The organism is Psychrobacter sp. D2 (assembly GCF_013608135.1).
Taxonomy (GTDB): Bacteria; Pseudomonadota; Gammaproteobacteria; order Pseudomonadales; family Moraxellaceae; genus Psychrobacter; species Psychrobacter cryohalolentis.
Genome location: NZ_JACDXZ010000010.1, coordinates 41,187 through 57,901, shown reverse-complemented (window position 1 = coordinate 57,901; position 16,715 = coordinate 41,187). Strand labels below are relative to the sequence as shown.

The 16,715-nt window shown below is 43.1% G+C and carries 15 protein-coding genes; 9 read left to right on the top strand and 6 right to left on the bottom strand.

Annotated elements, in window-relative coordinates; translation table 11 throughout:
* Positions 1 to 109: 109 nt before the first annotated feature.
* Both phoB and dtd read right to left on the bottom strand, forming a co-directional pair.
* Positions 110 to 814: a phosphate regulon transcriptional regulator PhoB gene (gene phoB / locus H0262_RS11935; RefSeq protein ID WP_011514526.1), complete on the bottom strand. Its 705-nt coding sequence runs from the start codon at positions 812 to 814 to the stop codon at positions 110 to 112.
* Positions 815 to 961: 147 nt separating this feature from the next.
* A complete protein-coding gene (dtd, locus tag H0262_RS11930; protein ID WP_181210890.1) occupies positions 962 to 1,417 on the bottom strand; it encodes a D-aminoacyl-tRNA deacylase in 456 nt (151 codons plus the stop codon).
* A gap of 186 nt (positions 1,418 to 1,603) precedes the next feature.
* Here dtd and asd point away from each other — a divergent pair, with 186 nt between their 5' ends.
* The 6 genes from asd (at position 1,604) to phoU (ending at position 8,002) form a co-directional block, all read left to right on the top strand.
* Positions 1,604 to 2,437 (top strand): archaetidylserine decarboxylase, encoded by an 834-nt coding sequence (gene asd / locus H0262_RS11925; protein ID WP_181210889.1) that lies wholly within the window; start codon positions 1,604 to 1,606, stop codon positions 2,435 to 2,437.
* A 307-nt stretch (positions 2,438 to 2,744) separates the two neighbouring features.
* A complete protein-coding gene (gene pstS, locus H0262_RS11920) occupies positions 2,745 to 3,899 on the top strand; it encodes a phosphate ABC transporter substrate-binding protein PstS (RefSeq protein WP_181210888.1) in 1,155 nt (384 codons plus the stop codon).
* Between the two features lie 172 nt (positions 3,900 to 4,071).
* Positions 4,072 to 5,022 (top strand): phosphate ABC transporter permease subunit PstC, encoded by a 951-nt coding sequence (gene pstC / locus H0262_RS11915; protein WP_011514530.1) that lies wholly within the window; start codon positions 4,072 to 4,074, stop codon positions 5,020 to 5,022.
* A gap of 83 nt (positions 5,023 to 5,105) precedes the next feature.
* Complete coding sequence (gene pstA, locus H0262_RS11910; protein WP_149409983.1) at positions 5,106 to 6,020, top strand: phosphate ABC transporter permease PstA; 915 nt, start codon at positions 5,106 to 5,108, stop codon at positions 6,018 to 6,020.
* A 99-nt stretch (positions 6,021 to 6,119) separates the two neighbouring features.
* On the top strand, positions 6,120 to 7,055 hold the full coding sequence (gene pstB, locus H0262_RS11905) for a phosphate ABC transporter ATP-binding protein PstB (RefSeq protein ID WP_181210887.1): 936 nt from the start codon (positions 6,120 to 6,122) through the stop codon (positions 7,053 to 7,055).
* Between the two features lie 215 nt (positions 7,056 to 7,270).
* The gene (phoU, locus tag H0262_RS11900; protein WP_011514533.1) at positions 7,271 to 8,002 is read left to right on the top strand and encodes a phosphate signaling complex protein PhoU; all 732 of its coding nucleotides are present in this window, start codon (positions 7,271 to 7,273) and stop codon (positions 8,000 to 8,002) included.
* Positions 8,003 to 8,094: 92 nt separating this feature from the next.
* Here phoU and H0262_RS11895 read toward each other — a convergent pair whose 3' ends face one another.
* The 4 genes from H0262_RS11895 to fadB form a co-directional block, all read right to left on the bottom strand.
* Complete coding sequence (locus tag H0262_RS11895; RefSeq protein WP_181210886.1) at positions 8,095 to 8,724, bottom strand: HD family hydrolase; 630 nt, start codon at positions 8,722 to 8,724, stop codon at positions 8,095 to 8,097.
* A 185-nt stretch (positions 8,725 to 8,909) separates the two neighbouring features.
* Positions 8,910 to 9,485 carry an isochorismatase family protein gene (locus H0262_RS11890; protein ID WP_011514535.1) on the bottom strand — a complete coding sequence of 192 codons (576 nt, stop codon included), beginning with the start codon at positions 9,483 to 9,485 and terminating at the stop codon, positions 8,910 to 8,912.
* A gap of 263 nt (positions 9,486 to 9,748) precedes the next feature.
* Positions 9,749 to 10,921, bottom strand: a complete 1,173-nt coding sequence (fadA, locus tag H0262_RS11885; RefSeq protein ID WP_181210885.1) for an acetyl-CoA C-acyltransferase FadA — start codon at positions 10,919 to 10,921, stop codon at positions 9,749 to 9,751.
* Between the two features lie 143 nt (positions 10,922 to 11,064).
* Positions 11,065 to 13,224: a fatty acid oxidation complex subunit alpha FadB gene (fadB, locus tag H0262_RS11880; RefSeq protein WP_181210884.1), complete on the bottom strand. Its 2,160-nt coding sequence runs from the start codon at positions 13,222 to 13,224 to the stop codon at positions 11,065 to 11,067.
* 740 nt (positions 13,225 to 13,964) lie between these two features.
* Here fadB and H0262_RS11875 point away from each other — a divergent pair.
* From H0262_RS11875 to H0262_RS11865, 3 genes are all read left to right on the top strand, one after another.
* Entirely contained in the window at positions 13,965 to 14,972 is a 1,008-nt protein-coding gene (locus tag H0262_RS11875) for a polyprenyl synthetase family protein (RefSeq protein ID WP_181210883.1), read from the top strand.
* Between the two features lie 72 nt (positions 14,973 to 15,044).
* A complete protein-coding gene (locus H0262_RS11870; RefSeq protein ID WP_181210882.1) occupies positions 15,045 to 15,863 on the top strand; it encodes a DUF72 domain-containing protein in 819 nt (272 codons plus the stop codon).
* Complete coding sequence (locus H0262_RS11865) at positions 15,863 to 16,639, top strand: hypothetical protein (RefSeq protein ID WP_181210881.1); 777 nt, start codon at positions 15,863 to 15,865, stop codon at positions 16,637 to 16,639. The genes H0262_RS11870 and H0262_RS11865 overlap by 1 nt, the downstream gene beginning before the upstream one ends.
* The last annotated feature ends 76 nt before the right edge of the window (positions 16,640 to 16,715 follow it).

Here is a 16,715-nt window from a genome sequence, read left to right as displayed (position 1 = left end):
ATTATTTTTTATAATTTTTCTACTATTGGCCGCTCCCGATAAAAGGCGACACTATTAAAAGGTGACACTATTAAAAGGCGACACTATACAATATTCATATTGCTAGCAATTACCCTTTTTCGATACGGCTAGAGAATCGATAACCTGTACCGCGTACCGTTTGTATTAATGTATCACAATCATGTGGACGTAGTAATGTGCGCAAACGCTTTACGTGAACATCAATGGTTCTATCTTCGATGTAGACGTTACCGCCCCATACTTGATCGAGCAGCTGAGCACGGGTATAAGCGCGCTCAGGATGGCTCATAAAAAACGCCAATAAACGATATTCTGTCGGACCCATATCGATAATGTCATCACCCACCATAAAGCGTTGGCTTTTGGCATCTAAAGTTAGCCTGCCTATATTGATAGGTTTGTCGCCGCTTAGCGCGTTACTACGTCGCAATACCGCTTTGATTCTTGAGATAAGCTCACGGGTCGAGAACGGCTTGGTCATATAATCATCAGCGCCTGCATCAAGACCATGCACTTTACTGTCTTCTTCACTTTTGGCGGTCAACATAATAACCGGTATCTCGGCGAGCAGCGTATCGCTTTTTAGCATACGGCAAAAATCGATACCACTTTTATCACCGGGCAACATCCAGTCCAATAAAATCAGCGCTGGACGATGATCGACCACTTGTTGATGCGCCTCTGACACATCTGCTGCCTGCAAACTATCAAAGCCTGCCATCTCTAGGGTCATGACGACCATTTCCCGAATGGCGTCTTCATCTTCAACAATCAAAATTTGCTCTTTAGACATAGTGTATTCTTAGTGTTAGAGGACAAAATAGAGTTTATAAAAGCAGTAGTAAACGCAGATAAGCGTTCCTTTATTAAAGAACTTAATTATGACAGCTTAATGACATTTACTCTTAAATTTATAATACTTAGTAGCCATGCTAATGACTTAATGCACTTCTAATAAAAAGTTTAATGGTCCATCATTGACACTCAACACTTGCATATCAGCGCCAAACTGACCCGTTGCAACCGTTAAATACTGCGTCTTTGCGTAATCAACCAATTGTGCAAATAAAGCTTGAGCCATATCAGGTGCCATTGCGCGACCAAAGTCAGGGCGGCGACCTTTATCCGTCTTTGCCATCAGAGTAAATTGTGAGACCAATAATAGCCCACCACCGACTTGCTGGACATTTTTATCGAGTTTGCCGTACTTGGCAGGATCATCATCATTGTCAAAAATACGATAGGTGAGGATTTTATCAATCATCCGCTGCGCACTTTGTAGGTTATCATCGTGTCCCAAGCCGATATAGGCCAGCACACCTTGTTCAATAGCACCAACCTCCTGCCCATCAACGCTGACACTGGCATGTTTGACTCGCTGAATAAGAGCTCTCATTGCTTACTTCCTTTAACGATTATGGTCATACAGTCTGCTGCGGACCATGATAAAATACAATTATCTGTGCATGTACTTACGATTATGTTTATAAATAAATCTAGCTATAAAACTGCCTATCTATGATTTTTTAATACAACTTTTTATTTTAATAACTATTTTTAATCCCTACTTTGGTCATCTATTATGAATGTATTTACTACCTTACAGCAATTTGTCCCGCAGCAAAAAATCAGTAAAGTCGCAGGGCGCTTAGCTGCCAGTCGCCACCCTTGGGTTAAGCGTACGTTTATCCGCAGTTTTGCCAAAGCGTATGATGTTAGCTTAGATGAATATGAGCGTCAAAGCCTAAACGCTTATGAGAGCTTTAATGATTTCTTTACTCGTGAGCTCCAAGACAATGCCCGTATTATCGATGCCAGTATCAATGGTATTGTCAGTCCTGCAGATGGCATGATTTCGCAGCTTGGGCAGATTCATGACCATAAGCTACTGCAAGCCAAAGGTCGTGACTATGATATCGGTCAGCTCTTGGCTGATAGCGCAGATGGCGATTATTTTGCGGATGGTAGTTTTGCTACTGTCTATCTTGCTCCAAGCAACTATCACCGTGTGCATATGCCATTTGACGGTATATTAACCAAGACCCGCTATGTACCTGGTACACTATTTTCGGTCAATAATACCACGGCTGCTAATGTACCGGATTTGTTTGCTCGTAACGAGCGCCTCGTCTGTCTATTTGATACCGCCTATGGTAAAGCGGCAGTAGTGATGGTCGGTGCGATGATTGTCGCTGGGATTGAGACAGTGGCGACGGGTAAAATTAGCCGTACCGATGATATTCAAGAAGCAGACCATGATATGAGCTTTAAAAAAGGTGACGAGCTTGGTCGTTTTTATTTAGGTTCAACCGCAATTGTAGTAATGCCAAAAGCAGCAAAAACGGATTGGCAAGATACCATGCAGCATGGCTCAATCGTTCAAATGGGACAACTGTTAGGTAGCGCTAAAATCTAATACCATTTATCTAAGCAAAAAACATGTGTAATAAGTAATATTGAAAAAAATGAGCATAGACAGTAATTAGAATACTGCCTATGCTTTTTTTGTGCCCACTCCTTTGACTTTAATATCATTTTTTTAACACTTTCTTTTTTCAGTCGTTTTTTGTGATAGTAAGGCTTTATGTCATCAAACTGTCATATTTATTTGGCACAATCTCCTTATTAACCGCAGAGCATCATTTCAGCAAACCCCAGAAAACCATTGTCATTGTTATTTATAAATGCTTGATACTCAAAATTGATTAATTTTAGGAGAAATAATGCGTTATTCATTCATGGCAGTAGCAATCGCTAGCACTTTGACATTAGCCGCTTGTAACCAAACGACTAGCAACAACGAGAGCGATAAAACCGACGAAGCAGCCACAACAGCACCATCAAACACTGCTGTGAGTAGCGACGCTAGTGCTAGCTCAGCTGAAAGTGCATCGATGAGTATTACCGGTGCTGGTGCTTCTTTTCCACAGCCTATTTATGCTAAGTGGTCAGATGCCTACAATAAAGCCACAGGTGGTCAAGTGAACTATCAGTCTATTGGCTCATCGGGTGGTATCAAGCAAATCGTTGCTAAGACCGTAGATTTTGGGGCATCTGATGCGCCGATGACACCAGAAGAGTTGAACGAAGCCGGTCTGATACAGTTCCCAAGCGTCATCGGTGGCGTGGTACCTATTGTTAATATCGATGGTATTGAGCCCGGTCAGTTAAAGCTCGATGGCAAAATGCTTGCTGATATTTATCTGGGTAAAATCAGCAAATGGAACGACCCTGCAATCGCGGCTATGAATCCTGAACTTAAATTACCAGACGCTGCCATTACCACGGTGTTTCGCTCAGATGGCTCTGGTACAACCTTTAACTTCACTGATTATCTAGCCAAAGTGTCAAGCGATTGGAATGACAGTGTAGGTGTCGATAAGACCGTCAAATGGCCAACGTCGGCTACCGGTGCGGGTGGTAAAGGTAATGAAGGTGTGTCGAGCTATGTCACGCGTATGAAAAACTCTATCGGCTATGTTGAATACGCTTACGCTAAGCAAAACGGTATGGCACACGTTGCCCTGAAAAATGCTGCGGGCAATGTCGTACAACCTTCTGCCAAAACCTTTGCAGCAGCAGGTGACATCGATTGGTCACAACAAGAAGGCTTTTATAAAGTCATTACCAACTCTGAAACAGAGCAAGCTTGGCCAATCGCCGCGGCCACTTTTATCTTAGTACACAAGCAGCCACAAGATGCCAAACAAGTCGCTGGTGTATTGAAGTTCTTTGACTGGGCTTATGAGCAAGGTGATGACGACGCTATGGCGCTTGATTACGTACCGTTCTCTGATACTGCGGTTGCCTTATTTAAAGCAAAATGGAGTGAGGTCAAAGGCAGCGACGGCCAACCTGTCTATAAGCCTGCACAGTAACCTGTTTATCCTAGTGATTGCATAATCACTGTCGAGCCAACCTCTCAAACCACTATTCTCCGGTAGGGGTTTGAGAGGTTTTATCACAGAAAATTTAAAGATTTTTTTAAGTTTGTTGTGATAAAACCTCTTTTACTATTTTGACTTGATTCTATTCAACGCTGAGACACTTATGAATGATTTAAGGTCCCAACTGGCTAAACAAAAACGTTACGATGCTATCTTTGTCAATGCGACTAAAGCATTTGCAATCTTGGTGCTATTGTCACTTGGTGGCATCCTGCTCTCATTAATCGTAGGCGCTTGGCCCAGTATCACTGAATTTGGACTGGGATTTTATACTAGCAATAACTGGGATACAGTGAACGATCAATACGGGGCACTTGCACCTATTTACGGTACGATTGTCACCTCCCTTATTGCAATCGCTATTGCTGTGCCAGTGAGCTTTGGTATTGCTATCTTTTTGACCGAACTGTGCCCTAACTTCTTAAAAAAGCCATTGGGTATCGCCATTGAGCTGTTGGCAGGTATCCCTTCTATTATCTATGGCATGTGGGGTTTGTTTGTCTTTGCACCGTATTTTAGCGAACACATTCAGCCATGGTTGATTGAAAACATTGGTCCTCTGCCTATTATCGGGCAAGTATTCACTGGTGCACCGATGGGGCTTGGTATGTTTACTGCCTCCTTGGTACTGGCAATTATGATTATTCCTTTTATTGCCGCAACCATGCGGGATGTTTTTTCTGTGGTACCTGATTTATTAAAAGAATCTGCGTATGGCATGGGTGCGACGACGTGGGAAGTGATGTTCAAAATCATCTTACCTTATACTAAAGCTGGCGTGGTCGGTGGTGTGATTTTAGGGCTTGGACGCGCATTGGGCGAGACGATGGCTGTGACTTTCTTAATCGGTAATGCCTTTAATATCAGCCCAAGTCTGTTTACCTCTGGGGTAACGATTACCTCTGCGCTCGCCAATGAATTTGCCGAAGCATCAAGTGAATTGCATTTGGCATCCCTATTACATTTGGGTTTAATCCTATTTGTTATTACCTTTATTGTCTTGTCCATCTCTAAGCTAATGCTTATGCGTATCGACCAAAAAGCCGGTCACTAAGTAGCGTCAATATCCCGTTATAAAGCAAGCATGTTAATCAACCACTTAACCCAATCCTTCGACCAACAAAGGACAAACGCCTAATGACTTTAGCGACTGTCACGACTGATAACGACCAAACCAGCCAGCCGACTTCACGCTTTGAAGACCGCTACAACAAGCGTTTATATCATAAGCGTCGCCTGATCAATAGATTGGGGCTTGGTTTTGCCATCTCAGCCATCGCTTTTGGTTTGTTCTGGCTGACATGGATTTTGCTGACGCTTTTTGTTGAGGGTTTTCAAGGTTTAATCGAGATGCCGGTATTTATGGCAGATACACCACCGCCTATGGGCGACGGCGGTTTGCGTAACGCCATTATTGGTTCATTGATGATCGCCTTGTTAGGCCTCGCGATTGGTACGCCGATTGGAATGATGGCGGGCATCTATTTAGCGGAGTTCTCACAAGGCAGCTTGTTGGGTAAAGTTACTCGCTTTTTAAACGATATCTTGCTGTCAGCGCCCTCTATCGTGATTGGTCTTTTTGTTTATGCATTGATGGTGAAAGGTCAAAGCTTCTCCGGCTGGGCTGGTGCAGTTGCGCTTGCTTTGATTGTGATTCCAATTGTCGTGCGCACCACTGAGAATATGCTCAATCTGGTACCAAATACTTTACGTGAAGCGGCCTATGCGCTCGGTACGCCAAAGTGGAAGCTGATCAGCACGGTCACGCTTAAAGCGGCTAAAGCAGGTCTGACTACAGGGGTGCTATTGGCATTTGCCCGTATCACTGGCGAGACCGCGCCGTTACTATTTACTGCGTTAAACAATCAATATTTTAGTACCGATATGAGCCAACCGATGGCAAACTTACCGAACACTATTTATCAGTTTGCCATGAGCCCTTATGACAACTGGCATGCATTGGCATGGGCGGCAGCATTACTGATTACCATGACAGTACTGATAGTCAATATTCTCGCGCGCTTTATTGGCGGTAAAGATCATACAAGATAGCTGATTTAAGAATTGACTAAGCAGCCAATTTATAGCGCACGTTTAGCACTTATGTTCAGCACCTATATTGATAACATTCTAAAATAATTGGATATGATGATGACAGACTTACTAGAAAGAAAAGCGGTTAAACAAGAGAATAAGCAAAACGTCAGCCAACGTGGTTTATTTGGTCAATCATTTTCCAATATAGATCAAGGAAGTCAGAAGCATCAAGGGCAGCAGCCTGACAGTGCTTTTTTGACTCAGCAAACAGTAGCCGATATCCCTCAGCATATGCCGCCTGCCAAGATGAGTATTCGAGATCTCAATTTCTATTATGGTGACTTTCAAGCGCTAAACAATATTAATATTGATATTCCAGACAAAAAAGTGACTGCCTTTATCGGGCCTTCAGGTTGCGGTAAATCCACACTATTACGTACGTTTAATCGTATGTATGATCTATATCCCGGTATGCGTGCAGAAGGTAATATCAACCTCGATGGCAAAAATATCTTGGGCAAAGACATCGATGTGAACTTGCTACGCGCACAAGTCGGCATGGTCTTTCAAAAACCGACGCCATTTCCAATGTCCATCTATGACAACGTGGCATTTGGCGTACGCCTCTACGAGAAGCTAAGCAAAGCTGAGATGGATAATCGTGTCGAATGGGCACTCAAAAAGGCGGCTTTATGGGTTGAGGTAAAAGACAAACTTCGTGCATCAGGATTGTCGTTATCCGGTGGTCAACAACAACGGCTTTGTATCGCTCGCGGTGTGGCGACAAAACCTGAAGTACTGCTCCTAGATGAGCCAACCTCAGCCCTCGACCCTATCTCGACAGGCGCGATTGAAGAGCTCATTACCGATTTAAAAAACGACTATACGATTGCTATCGTGACCCACAATATGCAGCAAGCGGCGCGCGTCTCTGACTATACCGCCTATATGTATCTGGGCGATATGGTAGAGATGGGTGAGACGGATCAGATATTTACCAACCCCGCTCAAAAGGCGACTGAAGACTATATTACTGGTCGCTATGGTTAAAACAGTTTGTATAAATATAGTCAGTCCTAAATACAATAAGTACAAATATTATAACGCGCTACTAGGATAAATTTTTCTTGCTTGCTGTGCCTACGCAGACAGAGGCGGCGCAAAACTTATCCCAGTAGCACTGTGTTTGATTTGTAGTGGATTGACTATAGATGTATTTTTTATGCTTATATCCTATTTAAATATACAAGAATAAGGAAGCCGCCATGCTTATAACGCAAAAACATTTATCAAAGGGTTTTGATAATGACTTACATGATGTGATTGAGCTGTTTATGCAAATGGGTTACATGGCAGCAGAGCAAGTCATGGTTGCAACCCGCGCTTTGATAGCTGCAGATGAAGCGACCGCGAAAAAAGTGATTGCAGACGACCAGCTGATTAATCAGCTAGATATTAAAATCGATGAGCAAATCATTTTGTTAGTCACCAAGCGCCAACCCGCAGCAAATGACTTGCGTTTAGTGATGGCGGTTAGCAAAGGTATTGTTGACTTTGAACGTGTGGGTGATGAAGCCGAAAAAATCGCTCGTATGGCCTGCAAATTAATTAAAGACGGCGCTTCTCCAAGAGGATATTCAGAGGTTCAGCATTTATCCAATAAGGTGCACGTGATGCTACTTGATGCGATTGACGCCTTCTCGCATATGAATCCTCAGCAGGCATTTTCGGTATTGCAAAGTGATGTGGCGGTTAATGAAGAGTATCAATCTGCCACTCGAGCCTTGCTGACCTATATTATGGAAGACAGCCGCCACGTGTCCAGAGTGATGAATATACTTTGGGTATTGCGCGCCCTAGAACGTGTGGGCGATCATGCTAAAAACATTGCTGAGCTGGTTATTTTTTGCACCAGCGGCAAAGATGTGCGGCATACAAATTTTATGCAAGTAGAAAAAATCGTCCAGCAAACCACGGATGCTGGTAGTAATAAATAACATTTTCTTTATCGCACACGATGGTCCGTTTAAAACATAGTCCGTTCAAAATAAAAAGGACACGCTTTTAGTAATGCGATACTGCTATAAATTTAACCATCAATCAACCAGCCCTGCGCGGTGGCAAATTCAATCTGCCGTGCCTGCCACTCATAAATACTCGGAAAGCTGTCTTTAATAAAGGCATGCGCGCCAGCTACTTGCGAGCGCGTAACATTACCCTCAAGCCACGTTTTTCCGTTGGTATTTAAATTAAGCAAAAATGGCAACAAGCGATCAACCACTTTCAGCAGCTGAGTTTCTTTGCTGCTGCCAGTTTCCTGCTCTTCCCAAATCTCATTTAAATCTTTAATGCCATTACCACGTTCAGCTTGTAAGCGCGCAATGCCAGCGCGTTCTTCAAGATGCGCATCAGTGCGTGTATCGGCATATAAAAAAGTATCACCGGCATCAATCTCGCCTAAGTCATGTACTAGCGCCAGCTTTAGTAACTTTTCATGATTGACATCAAGTTCAAACAATTCAGCGATTGACCAACATGCCATAGCGAGATGCCAAGAATGTTCGGCTGAGTTTTCTAGACGAGTCGTACCTGTCACGTAACTGCGGCGATTTACCCGTTTAAGCGCATCCAGCTCTAACAGATAATGAGTGACATGATCTATATCAATGTATGAGGCAAGCGTTGGGTTAGTAAATGACATGGAATTAGCTGATGACATAAATATTCTCTTAATTTTTCTACTCATGTATAGCGCTTCATTTTACCTTTACGCATAAGCAATTATTATACATTTTATAAACGCTATAAAAGAAGACGTTAACCTATCGTTAATTAGCGTTACCATAAAAATAAAATAACGCTTATGTTAGTAAGCGCTATTTTATTTTAAATCGAGTAAAAAGACTATTTAATCAAGTTACTAATGGTTTTAAAAGCAGGGTCTTTGCTACTGCGGCAAAGCTCAAACAGAATGGTTTCAACCGTGGTAATCACCCCGCCAGCACGGCGAATACGGCGAATTGCTTGCTTTTTATCATACGGAAAACGCGAACCGACGGCATCACCAATGATGACGGGCTGCATGCCATTATCTAGCAAATCAAGCGCGGTTTGTAGCACACAGACATGTGCCTCAACACCGAATAATAAAATGATGCTTCGATTCTGCTGCGCAAGATGATTCCATGAATCGTCATTGTCGCAGGCACTAAAGGTGACTTTTTCAAAACCTTTGGCATTATCGCCTTCTAATAACTCACAAATTTCAGGCAATGTTTCGCCTAAGCCCTTTTTATATTGCTCATTAAGCATAATGGGAACGTCAAGCGCTTGCAGACCTTTAATCAAAGTCGTTATTTTTTTGAGAATATTTTCATGATCATAGATATGCGGAGTCAGACGTTCTTGGACGTCGATTATCATCGCTTGGGTATTTTCACGGTCAATACGGTAGGTACGATCAGTAATCATGGTGGACATAGTACACTCCTTGTACGGCTGAAGCTGACGGCTCTAAACTGATTTAGAATGAATATCAGACTTAAAATTATAATGATTAATTACTCTCTTATTTAGTCACAGTTTAGCGAATGCGTCAATGGAGATAAGCGATAGTAACAACTTATGACCTTTTTATTCTAAGTAAACCACTATGATCCCTGAATACAAAAACCCCCAGTTATGATAACTAGGGGTTCATATTAGAGCGCTTAACTATTTTAAATTATTACAATACTATAGGCTTAAACACGCTCAATAATAGTCGCGATACCTTGGCCAAGACCGATACACATCGTTGCTAGACCGATTTCAGTATCTGATTGCTCCATGGCATTTAGCAAAGTAACTGTGATACGAGCGCCAGAACACCCTAGTGGATGACCTAAAGCAATCGCGCCGCCATTGATGTTAACGATATCTTGCTTGTCCGTCAGGTTCAATGCTTTTAATACTGATAAGCCTTGCGCTGCAAACGCTTCGTTTAGCTCGATGGTTTGCATATCATCAATGCTCATGCCAGCACGCTTAAGTGCTTTTTGCGTCGCAGGTACTGGACCATAACCCATGATAGCGGCATCACAACCAGCAATTGCCATGCTACGAATGCGAGCACGTGGCTTTAGACCTAGTTCTTTGGCTTTTTGCGCGCTCATAATTAGCATCGCTGACGCACCATCAGATAATGCAGATGAGGTAGCAGCAGTCACCGTACCGCCTACTGGATCAAAGGCTGGACGTAGCTTTTGCATTTGCTCCATCGTCGCATCAGGACGAATCACTTCATCGACAGTACATAGTTGCAAGCGACCAGCAGCATCATGACCTTCGATACCGATGATTTCATTGTCAAAACGACCTTCAGTGGTAGCAGCCCATGCACGGCGATGTGACTCAAGACCAAAGGCATCTTGCTCTTCACGGGTGATGTTGTTCATACGACCTAGCATTTCAGCGGTCAAACCCATCATGTTTGAGGCTTTTGCATAATGCTTTGACGCTTCAGGATTCAGATCAACGCCATGCATCATGCCGACGTGACCCATGTGCTCTACACCACCGATGATGAAAACATCACCTTGACCAGTCATGATTTGAGCAGCAGCAGTGTGTAGCGCCTGCATAGATGAACCACATAGACGGTTAACGGTTTGACCGCCAGCAGTCTTTGGAATACCCGCTAGCAGACCGATGTTACGACCGATGTTTAGACCTTGCTCTAGCGTTTGGTTGACACAACCCCAGATGATGTCTTCGACGTCACGTGGGTCAAAGTCGTTACGCTCAACCAATGCACGTACCAATTCAGCAGACATGCTATCAGCGCGAACGTGGCGGAACATACCGTTTTTAGTTTTACCCATCGCTGAGCGTACGCCATCTACGATGACCACGTCTTTTGGACTTAAAATTGTCATACTATCTTCCTTTTCAATTTTTATTGTCAGTGGCAGTACCGTAATGCTCGCCTATCTAATTTAGAAGGTTATTGATAATAAATAAATTACCAATCATCTTATCGAGCATGTGTACTGCACTTCATCCTAGTAATGACTGCCGATTACGCGGTAGCGTAAAAGGTCTCGCCTGCTGCTGCCATATCGCGAATCTTTTGCGGGGCTTCATAGGCTTTGCCAAGGTATGCGTATTTTTCACACAGTGCCAAGTAGTTATCTAGACCCATTTGGTCTATATAACGGCAAGGTCCACCGCGGAATGGCGGGAAACCAACGCCCATAATCATCGCCATATCGGCTTCTGACGGCGTGCTGACGATATTGTCTTCTAGGCAACGTACAGTTTCATTACAGAAAGCTAGCATGGTGCGGTCGATAATCGCTTGATCTTCAAACGTTTGCTTGTCGCTATCAGTCGTGGTTTTTAATAACTCATAAGTCGCTTCATCAGCAACTTTTTTAGGCTTGCCACGTTTGTCCATCTCATACTTATAGAAACCAACGCCGTTTTTCTGACCTAGGCGTTTGTTTTCATATAAATGCTCGATAGCGCCTTTATAATCAGGCTTCATGCGGTCAGGGAAACCTTCTGCCATCACCTCTGCGCCATGAACACCAGTATCCAAACCAACGACGTCGATTAGATAGGCAGGACCCATCGGCCAGCCGAATTTTTCCATGACTTTATCGACATGAGCAAAATCAGCACCTTGCTTAAGTAGCAAGTCAAAGGCACCAAAGTATGGGAACAATACACGGTTTACCAAGAAACCTGGGCAATCATTCACGACGACAGGCACTTTGCCCATTTTTGTGGCCAAAGCAACGGTCGTTGAAATAGCTTCCTCAGAAGATTTTTCACCTCGAATAACTTCTACTAGCGGCATACGGTTTACTGGGTTGAAAAAATGCATACCGACGAAGTTTTCTGGACGCTCAAGCGCTTCCGCTAAGAAAGTAATAGAAATCGTTGAAGTGTTTGACGCTAAGATACAATCGTTTTTTACTAGACCTTCTACTTCCTTAAGAACCGCACGCTTCACGTTTGGATTTTCTACGACTGCTTCGATGACGATATCAGTTTCAGCAAAATCGCCATAGTTTAGCGTTGGACGGATACGGCTTAACGTTTCACCCATTTTTGCTGGGGTCATTTTGCCGCGATCGACCATTTTGCCAAGTAATTTGCTGGCTTCACCCATACCAAGGTCTAATTGCTCAGACTTGATGTCTTTCATGATGATTGGCAAGCCTTTGCTGGCTGCTTGATAAGCGATACCGCCGCCCATGATACCAGCGCCTAGTACTGCCGCTTCATTGATTTCATGTGCTTTTTTGCTGTGCTGTTTGGCTAACTTTTTAACCAACTGATCGCTTAAGAATAAACCAACTAGGCTTTCTGCTTGTGGGGTTTTCGCCGCTTTTGCAAAACCTGCCGCTTCTACTTCGATTGCTTTATCACGTGGTAAGTTAACGTGTTTTTCGATAGCAGCGATAGCTAGTGCTGGCGCAGGATATTGCTTAGGATTGGCTTTGGCAAAGATCATACCTTTTGCACTATTGAACGCCATCGCTTGCTCAAGCTGATTTAGCTTAACAGGAACGAGCTTTTCTTCTCGTTTCGCTTGCCAATCAAGCTCACCTGAGATACATTTTTTGACCAAATCAATGGCAGCATCTTGCAAGTCATCAGCAGCAACAGTCGCATCAACCAAGCCTAGTTTTAGTGCATCGAGTGCTTTCTTTGGTGTGCCAGTCGCAATAAGTTCAAGCGCATTATCAATACCAATGACACGCGTACTACGAACCGTACCACCAAAGCCTGGGAAGATACCCAATTGAGTTTCTGGTAAACCGATGATGGCTTTGTCGCTCATGACGCGGTATTCACAAACCAAAGTCATCTCACAACCACCGCCAAGCGCTGCGCCATTGATAGCAGCTACTTTCGGGAAAGGCAAATCTTCAAAGCGATTAAAGGCGTCATTGATATTAATAACCCAATCTTTGATTTCTTCTTCTGATTGCTTAAAAGAAGCCACAAACTCTGTGATGTCCGCCCCAGCAATAAAGACGCCTTTGCTTGACGTGACGATTAAGCCTTTAATGTCATCTGCTTTTTCTAACGCATTAACAACTTCAGCAAACTGCTTATTGGTCTCAGTGTCAAACTTGTTCACGCTCTCATTTTCGGCGTTGTATTGCATGTTGGCGATGCCATCCTCTAGCATTGTCACCGTAATGCGATTTCCTTGGTATACCATTTGGAACTCCTTGCTATATAACGAAAGCTACGTTTTAAAATTAAAATAAATAGCCAGTTATTGTTAGAAAAATGGGTAATAGCACCGCTAATCTGCCCTTTCATCCTAATCAACAATAATGACGTCATCGTGATAATGGGGATAAAAGTGAGCCAAATTAAACGGTGAAGATATCTTTATTATCTAGTGCTTATGCCTGTACCTTTATAGCTATGTACTGGTTTTCTATGTACTTATATTATATTACTACTATTGTAGCTATTGACTGAGATTTGGTTTTATAGTCGTTTTTCGATTGATAAATGGTGTAAAAACTCAATTATCAATCGCTAGACCAATTTCACGCCAATTAGTGTAGGGGATTATGCCCCCGACTGTCACAAGCTAATACCATACTCGCAAGTCACTCTTAAATCCACAGCAGCCCTTTACCTGACTAGCAATCTGCCTTAAGTGATTGTTTGTATACTGGAATTAGACCGTGGTGATTAACCTTTAAATGCAGCCTCTTATCAAAACATATTTAACTACTAAGTTAAATCGCCAATGCGTAACGAGGGCTTGTTGCATTATTTCATACCGCTTTTCATATTAAGCTTTCTATTTTTGATCTCAAACCTTCTATTTTTAATATACAACTTTAAAAAATACATTAGGGATTATGCATGTGGCATAAGGAATATAATCTATCATGTTACACTAACGATATTTTTATTATTCACCTGATAGAAGGTTGGGTTATGTCTGTTTCTTCTACGTCGAGCGTTGTTCCTATTAGCTTTATCCCTTTTAATAGCACAGAGCAGTTTCACCATGAGATACGCGCGCAATTAGCCAAAGATATCGAAGTGTTATTTGATTATGCTGAGCTGCCAAGCCCGCTGCTTGACGCTTGCCGCTATGTAATGACAGGTACAGGGAAATTGGTACGTCCGCTACTGGTTGCAAGCGCTTTTTCCAGCACTTATAGCCATAATGACACAATTGCCGATAAAGACAATGCCTTGGCATCTTTGTTAGAAAACGACTCAGATTATGATATGTGCCGCCGTGCAGCGTTGGCGGTGGAGCTGCTGCATACTTATTCGCTGGTGCATGATGACTTGCCATGTATGGACGATGACGAGCTGCGCCGTGGTCAACCAACCGCTCATATTGTCTTTGAAGAATCGACCGCCCTGCTCGCAGGTGACGTATTACAGACGCTCGCCTTTGAAGTATTGACTGCGGAGCTGCCAACCTTTGCGCCTTTTGATTCCGCTATCGCAAGTCAGCTCATCGCGGTATTTGCGCCGCGTGCCAGACGCATGGTATCGGGTCAAATGCTTGATCTGAATGCTGAAGCCAGTAACAACATCACACAAGATGATTTAGAAGCCATTCACCGTGATAAAACCGGCGCATTAATTGAAGCGGCGATGTTGATGGGCGGTATCTGTGCTGGCGCGACGGCTCCGCAGCGCATGGCTCTACAAGGGTGTGCACAGCATATCGGTCTCGCCTTTCAGGTTCAGGACGATATTCTAGACGTAACGACCTCTACTGATACGCTTGGTAAACCTGCCGGCAGTGATGAAAAGTTAGACAAATCTACTTATGTAAAGTTAATGGGTGTCAATAATGCGACCAGCTATGCGCAATCGCTATTTGATGACGGGCGTGCAGCCATTTCTCGTGAGCTTGACGACAGCTCAGACACTGATGCGCTGATGGCACTTATCGAATGGCTTTGGGCACGTAAGAAATAGACAAATAAGAAATAAGCTTAGAAACAATACGCCCAATATTTTAATCATTAAAAACAGCAAAGGGTGATCAACATGGACAGTGCCCCTACTCCGCGTATTTACCTCGGTACTGGCGGTTATAGCGATACCGATTTACTCGGTACGCTGTATCCAACGGGTACCAAAAAAACGGACTTCTTACGTGAATATGCCAAGCAATATGGCGCAGTTGAGATTAATAGCACTTTTTACGCACCCATTGGACAAAAAGCCTTTGCAGGTATGGTCGATAAAGCCTATGTGCAAGCAGACAGTGAGTTGAAGTTCGCCGTCAAGCTGCATCAAGACTTTACTCATGCGCGTAAGGGCACTGCTGAACATGCGCAAGCGTTTTTAAATGCCCTATCCCCGCTTATCGAAGCCAATGCTCTAGCGCCATTATTATTACAATTCCCACATGGCTTTGATCGTACTCGTGAGCATCGTCTATATCTCGCAAACCTTGTCAGTTGGTTTCAGGACTACCCACTCGCTGTTGAGTTTCGTCATAACGGCTGGCATACCCCGCAAGTGGTCGATAGTTTTGTCAAACAAGGGTTGATTTGGTGTAGCGTCGATTATCCCAAAGTCAGCGGTTTACCGCCATCTCGTCTAATATTTACTCAGCGTACGGGCTACCTGCGTATGCATGGCAATAATCTAAACTGGTGGGATGCGATGAGTGCCGCTGACCGCCATGATTATCGTTATAGCGAGGCGGAAATGCAGGATTGGGCGCAAGCAATTGCCAATCAGCGTCAGCATTTTGATACGCTATATATCTTCTTTCAAAATACCGTCAATGCGCATGCGTATTATAATATTGCGATGTTACGTGAGGCGTTGGGTAAGTTTGGGTTTGAGGTGTTGTAATGTCGATAAGACTAGCGAATTTAATTGGTTTTTTTCGGTCTCATAAAGAACCAGATCATGAGCAAGCAAAAGCTATTCAGCTTTTACAAACGATGCAATGGTCAAAGTTATGTTGGGATGCAAGTTGGGAAGATACTATCGAGCTAGAGGATTTACTACCAGAAGTTGGAAAAACATATCCTATAAAACTCGAAGAAAACGAAGATTTTACTCAAGATGGACAAGCACTCATATTATGGCAACCGCCTCATTCCGATCTTAATGGCTGGTACGACAAGCGTCCTTCTGAAATTTTTAAGTCCTATGTTATAGAAGGCATTTTAACCGATCGTTACTCAGATCATGAAACCCGTGAAATAAATTTTAACTTTAAAGTCAGCAAACGTTCAAGTCTAGTTGATTACTTCTTTGAAGCGCCTTTAAATAGAATATCTTCTTTATCTTCGGTCGGTCAGGGTGATGGTTCTTCAAGAGTTCAATGGCAAGATGCTCAATATATTCAAAAATACTCTTTAGGAAAGTTTTTATATCTTAGCGGATCAGAGGGCGAGACTGGTTTAGAGCTTATCCTTTCATGTGAAGAGAGCAAGATATGTATTCATTATTCGGCAACGCTACATTATCCTGCTCATTACGAAACCGTTATTACCAAACATTATTTAGATAGAAAAGAGCAGAAAATAATTGAAAGTATAATTGATAAAGCTACTGAGATAATTGATACCTCAGACAAGTACCTTACTGATACTCAGATTCTTGGCGCTGAGTACTGGTAGTTACTTTTAGTCAAATTTCAAACAAAAAAAAGGACGCCTCTCAGCGTCCTTTTTCAAATCAAATACCTAGTGGTTA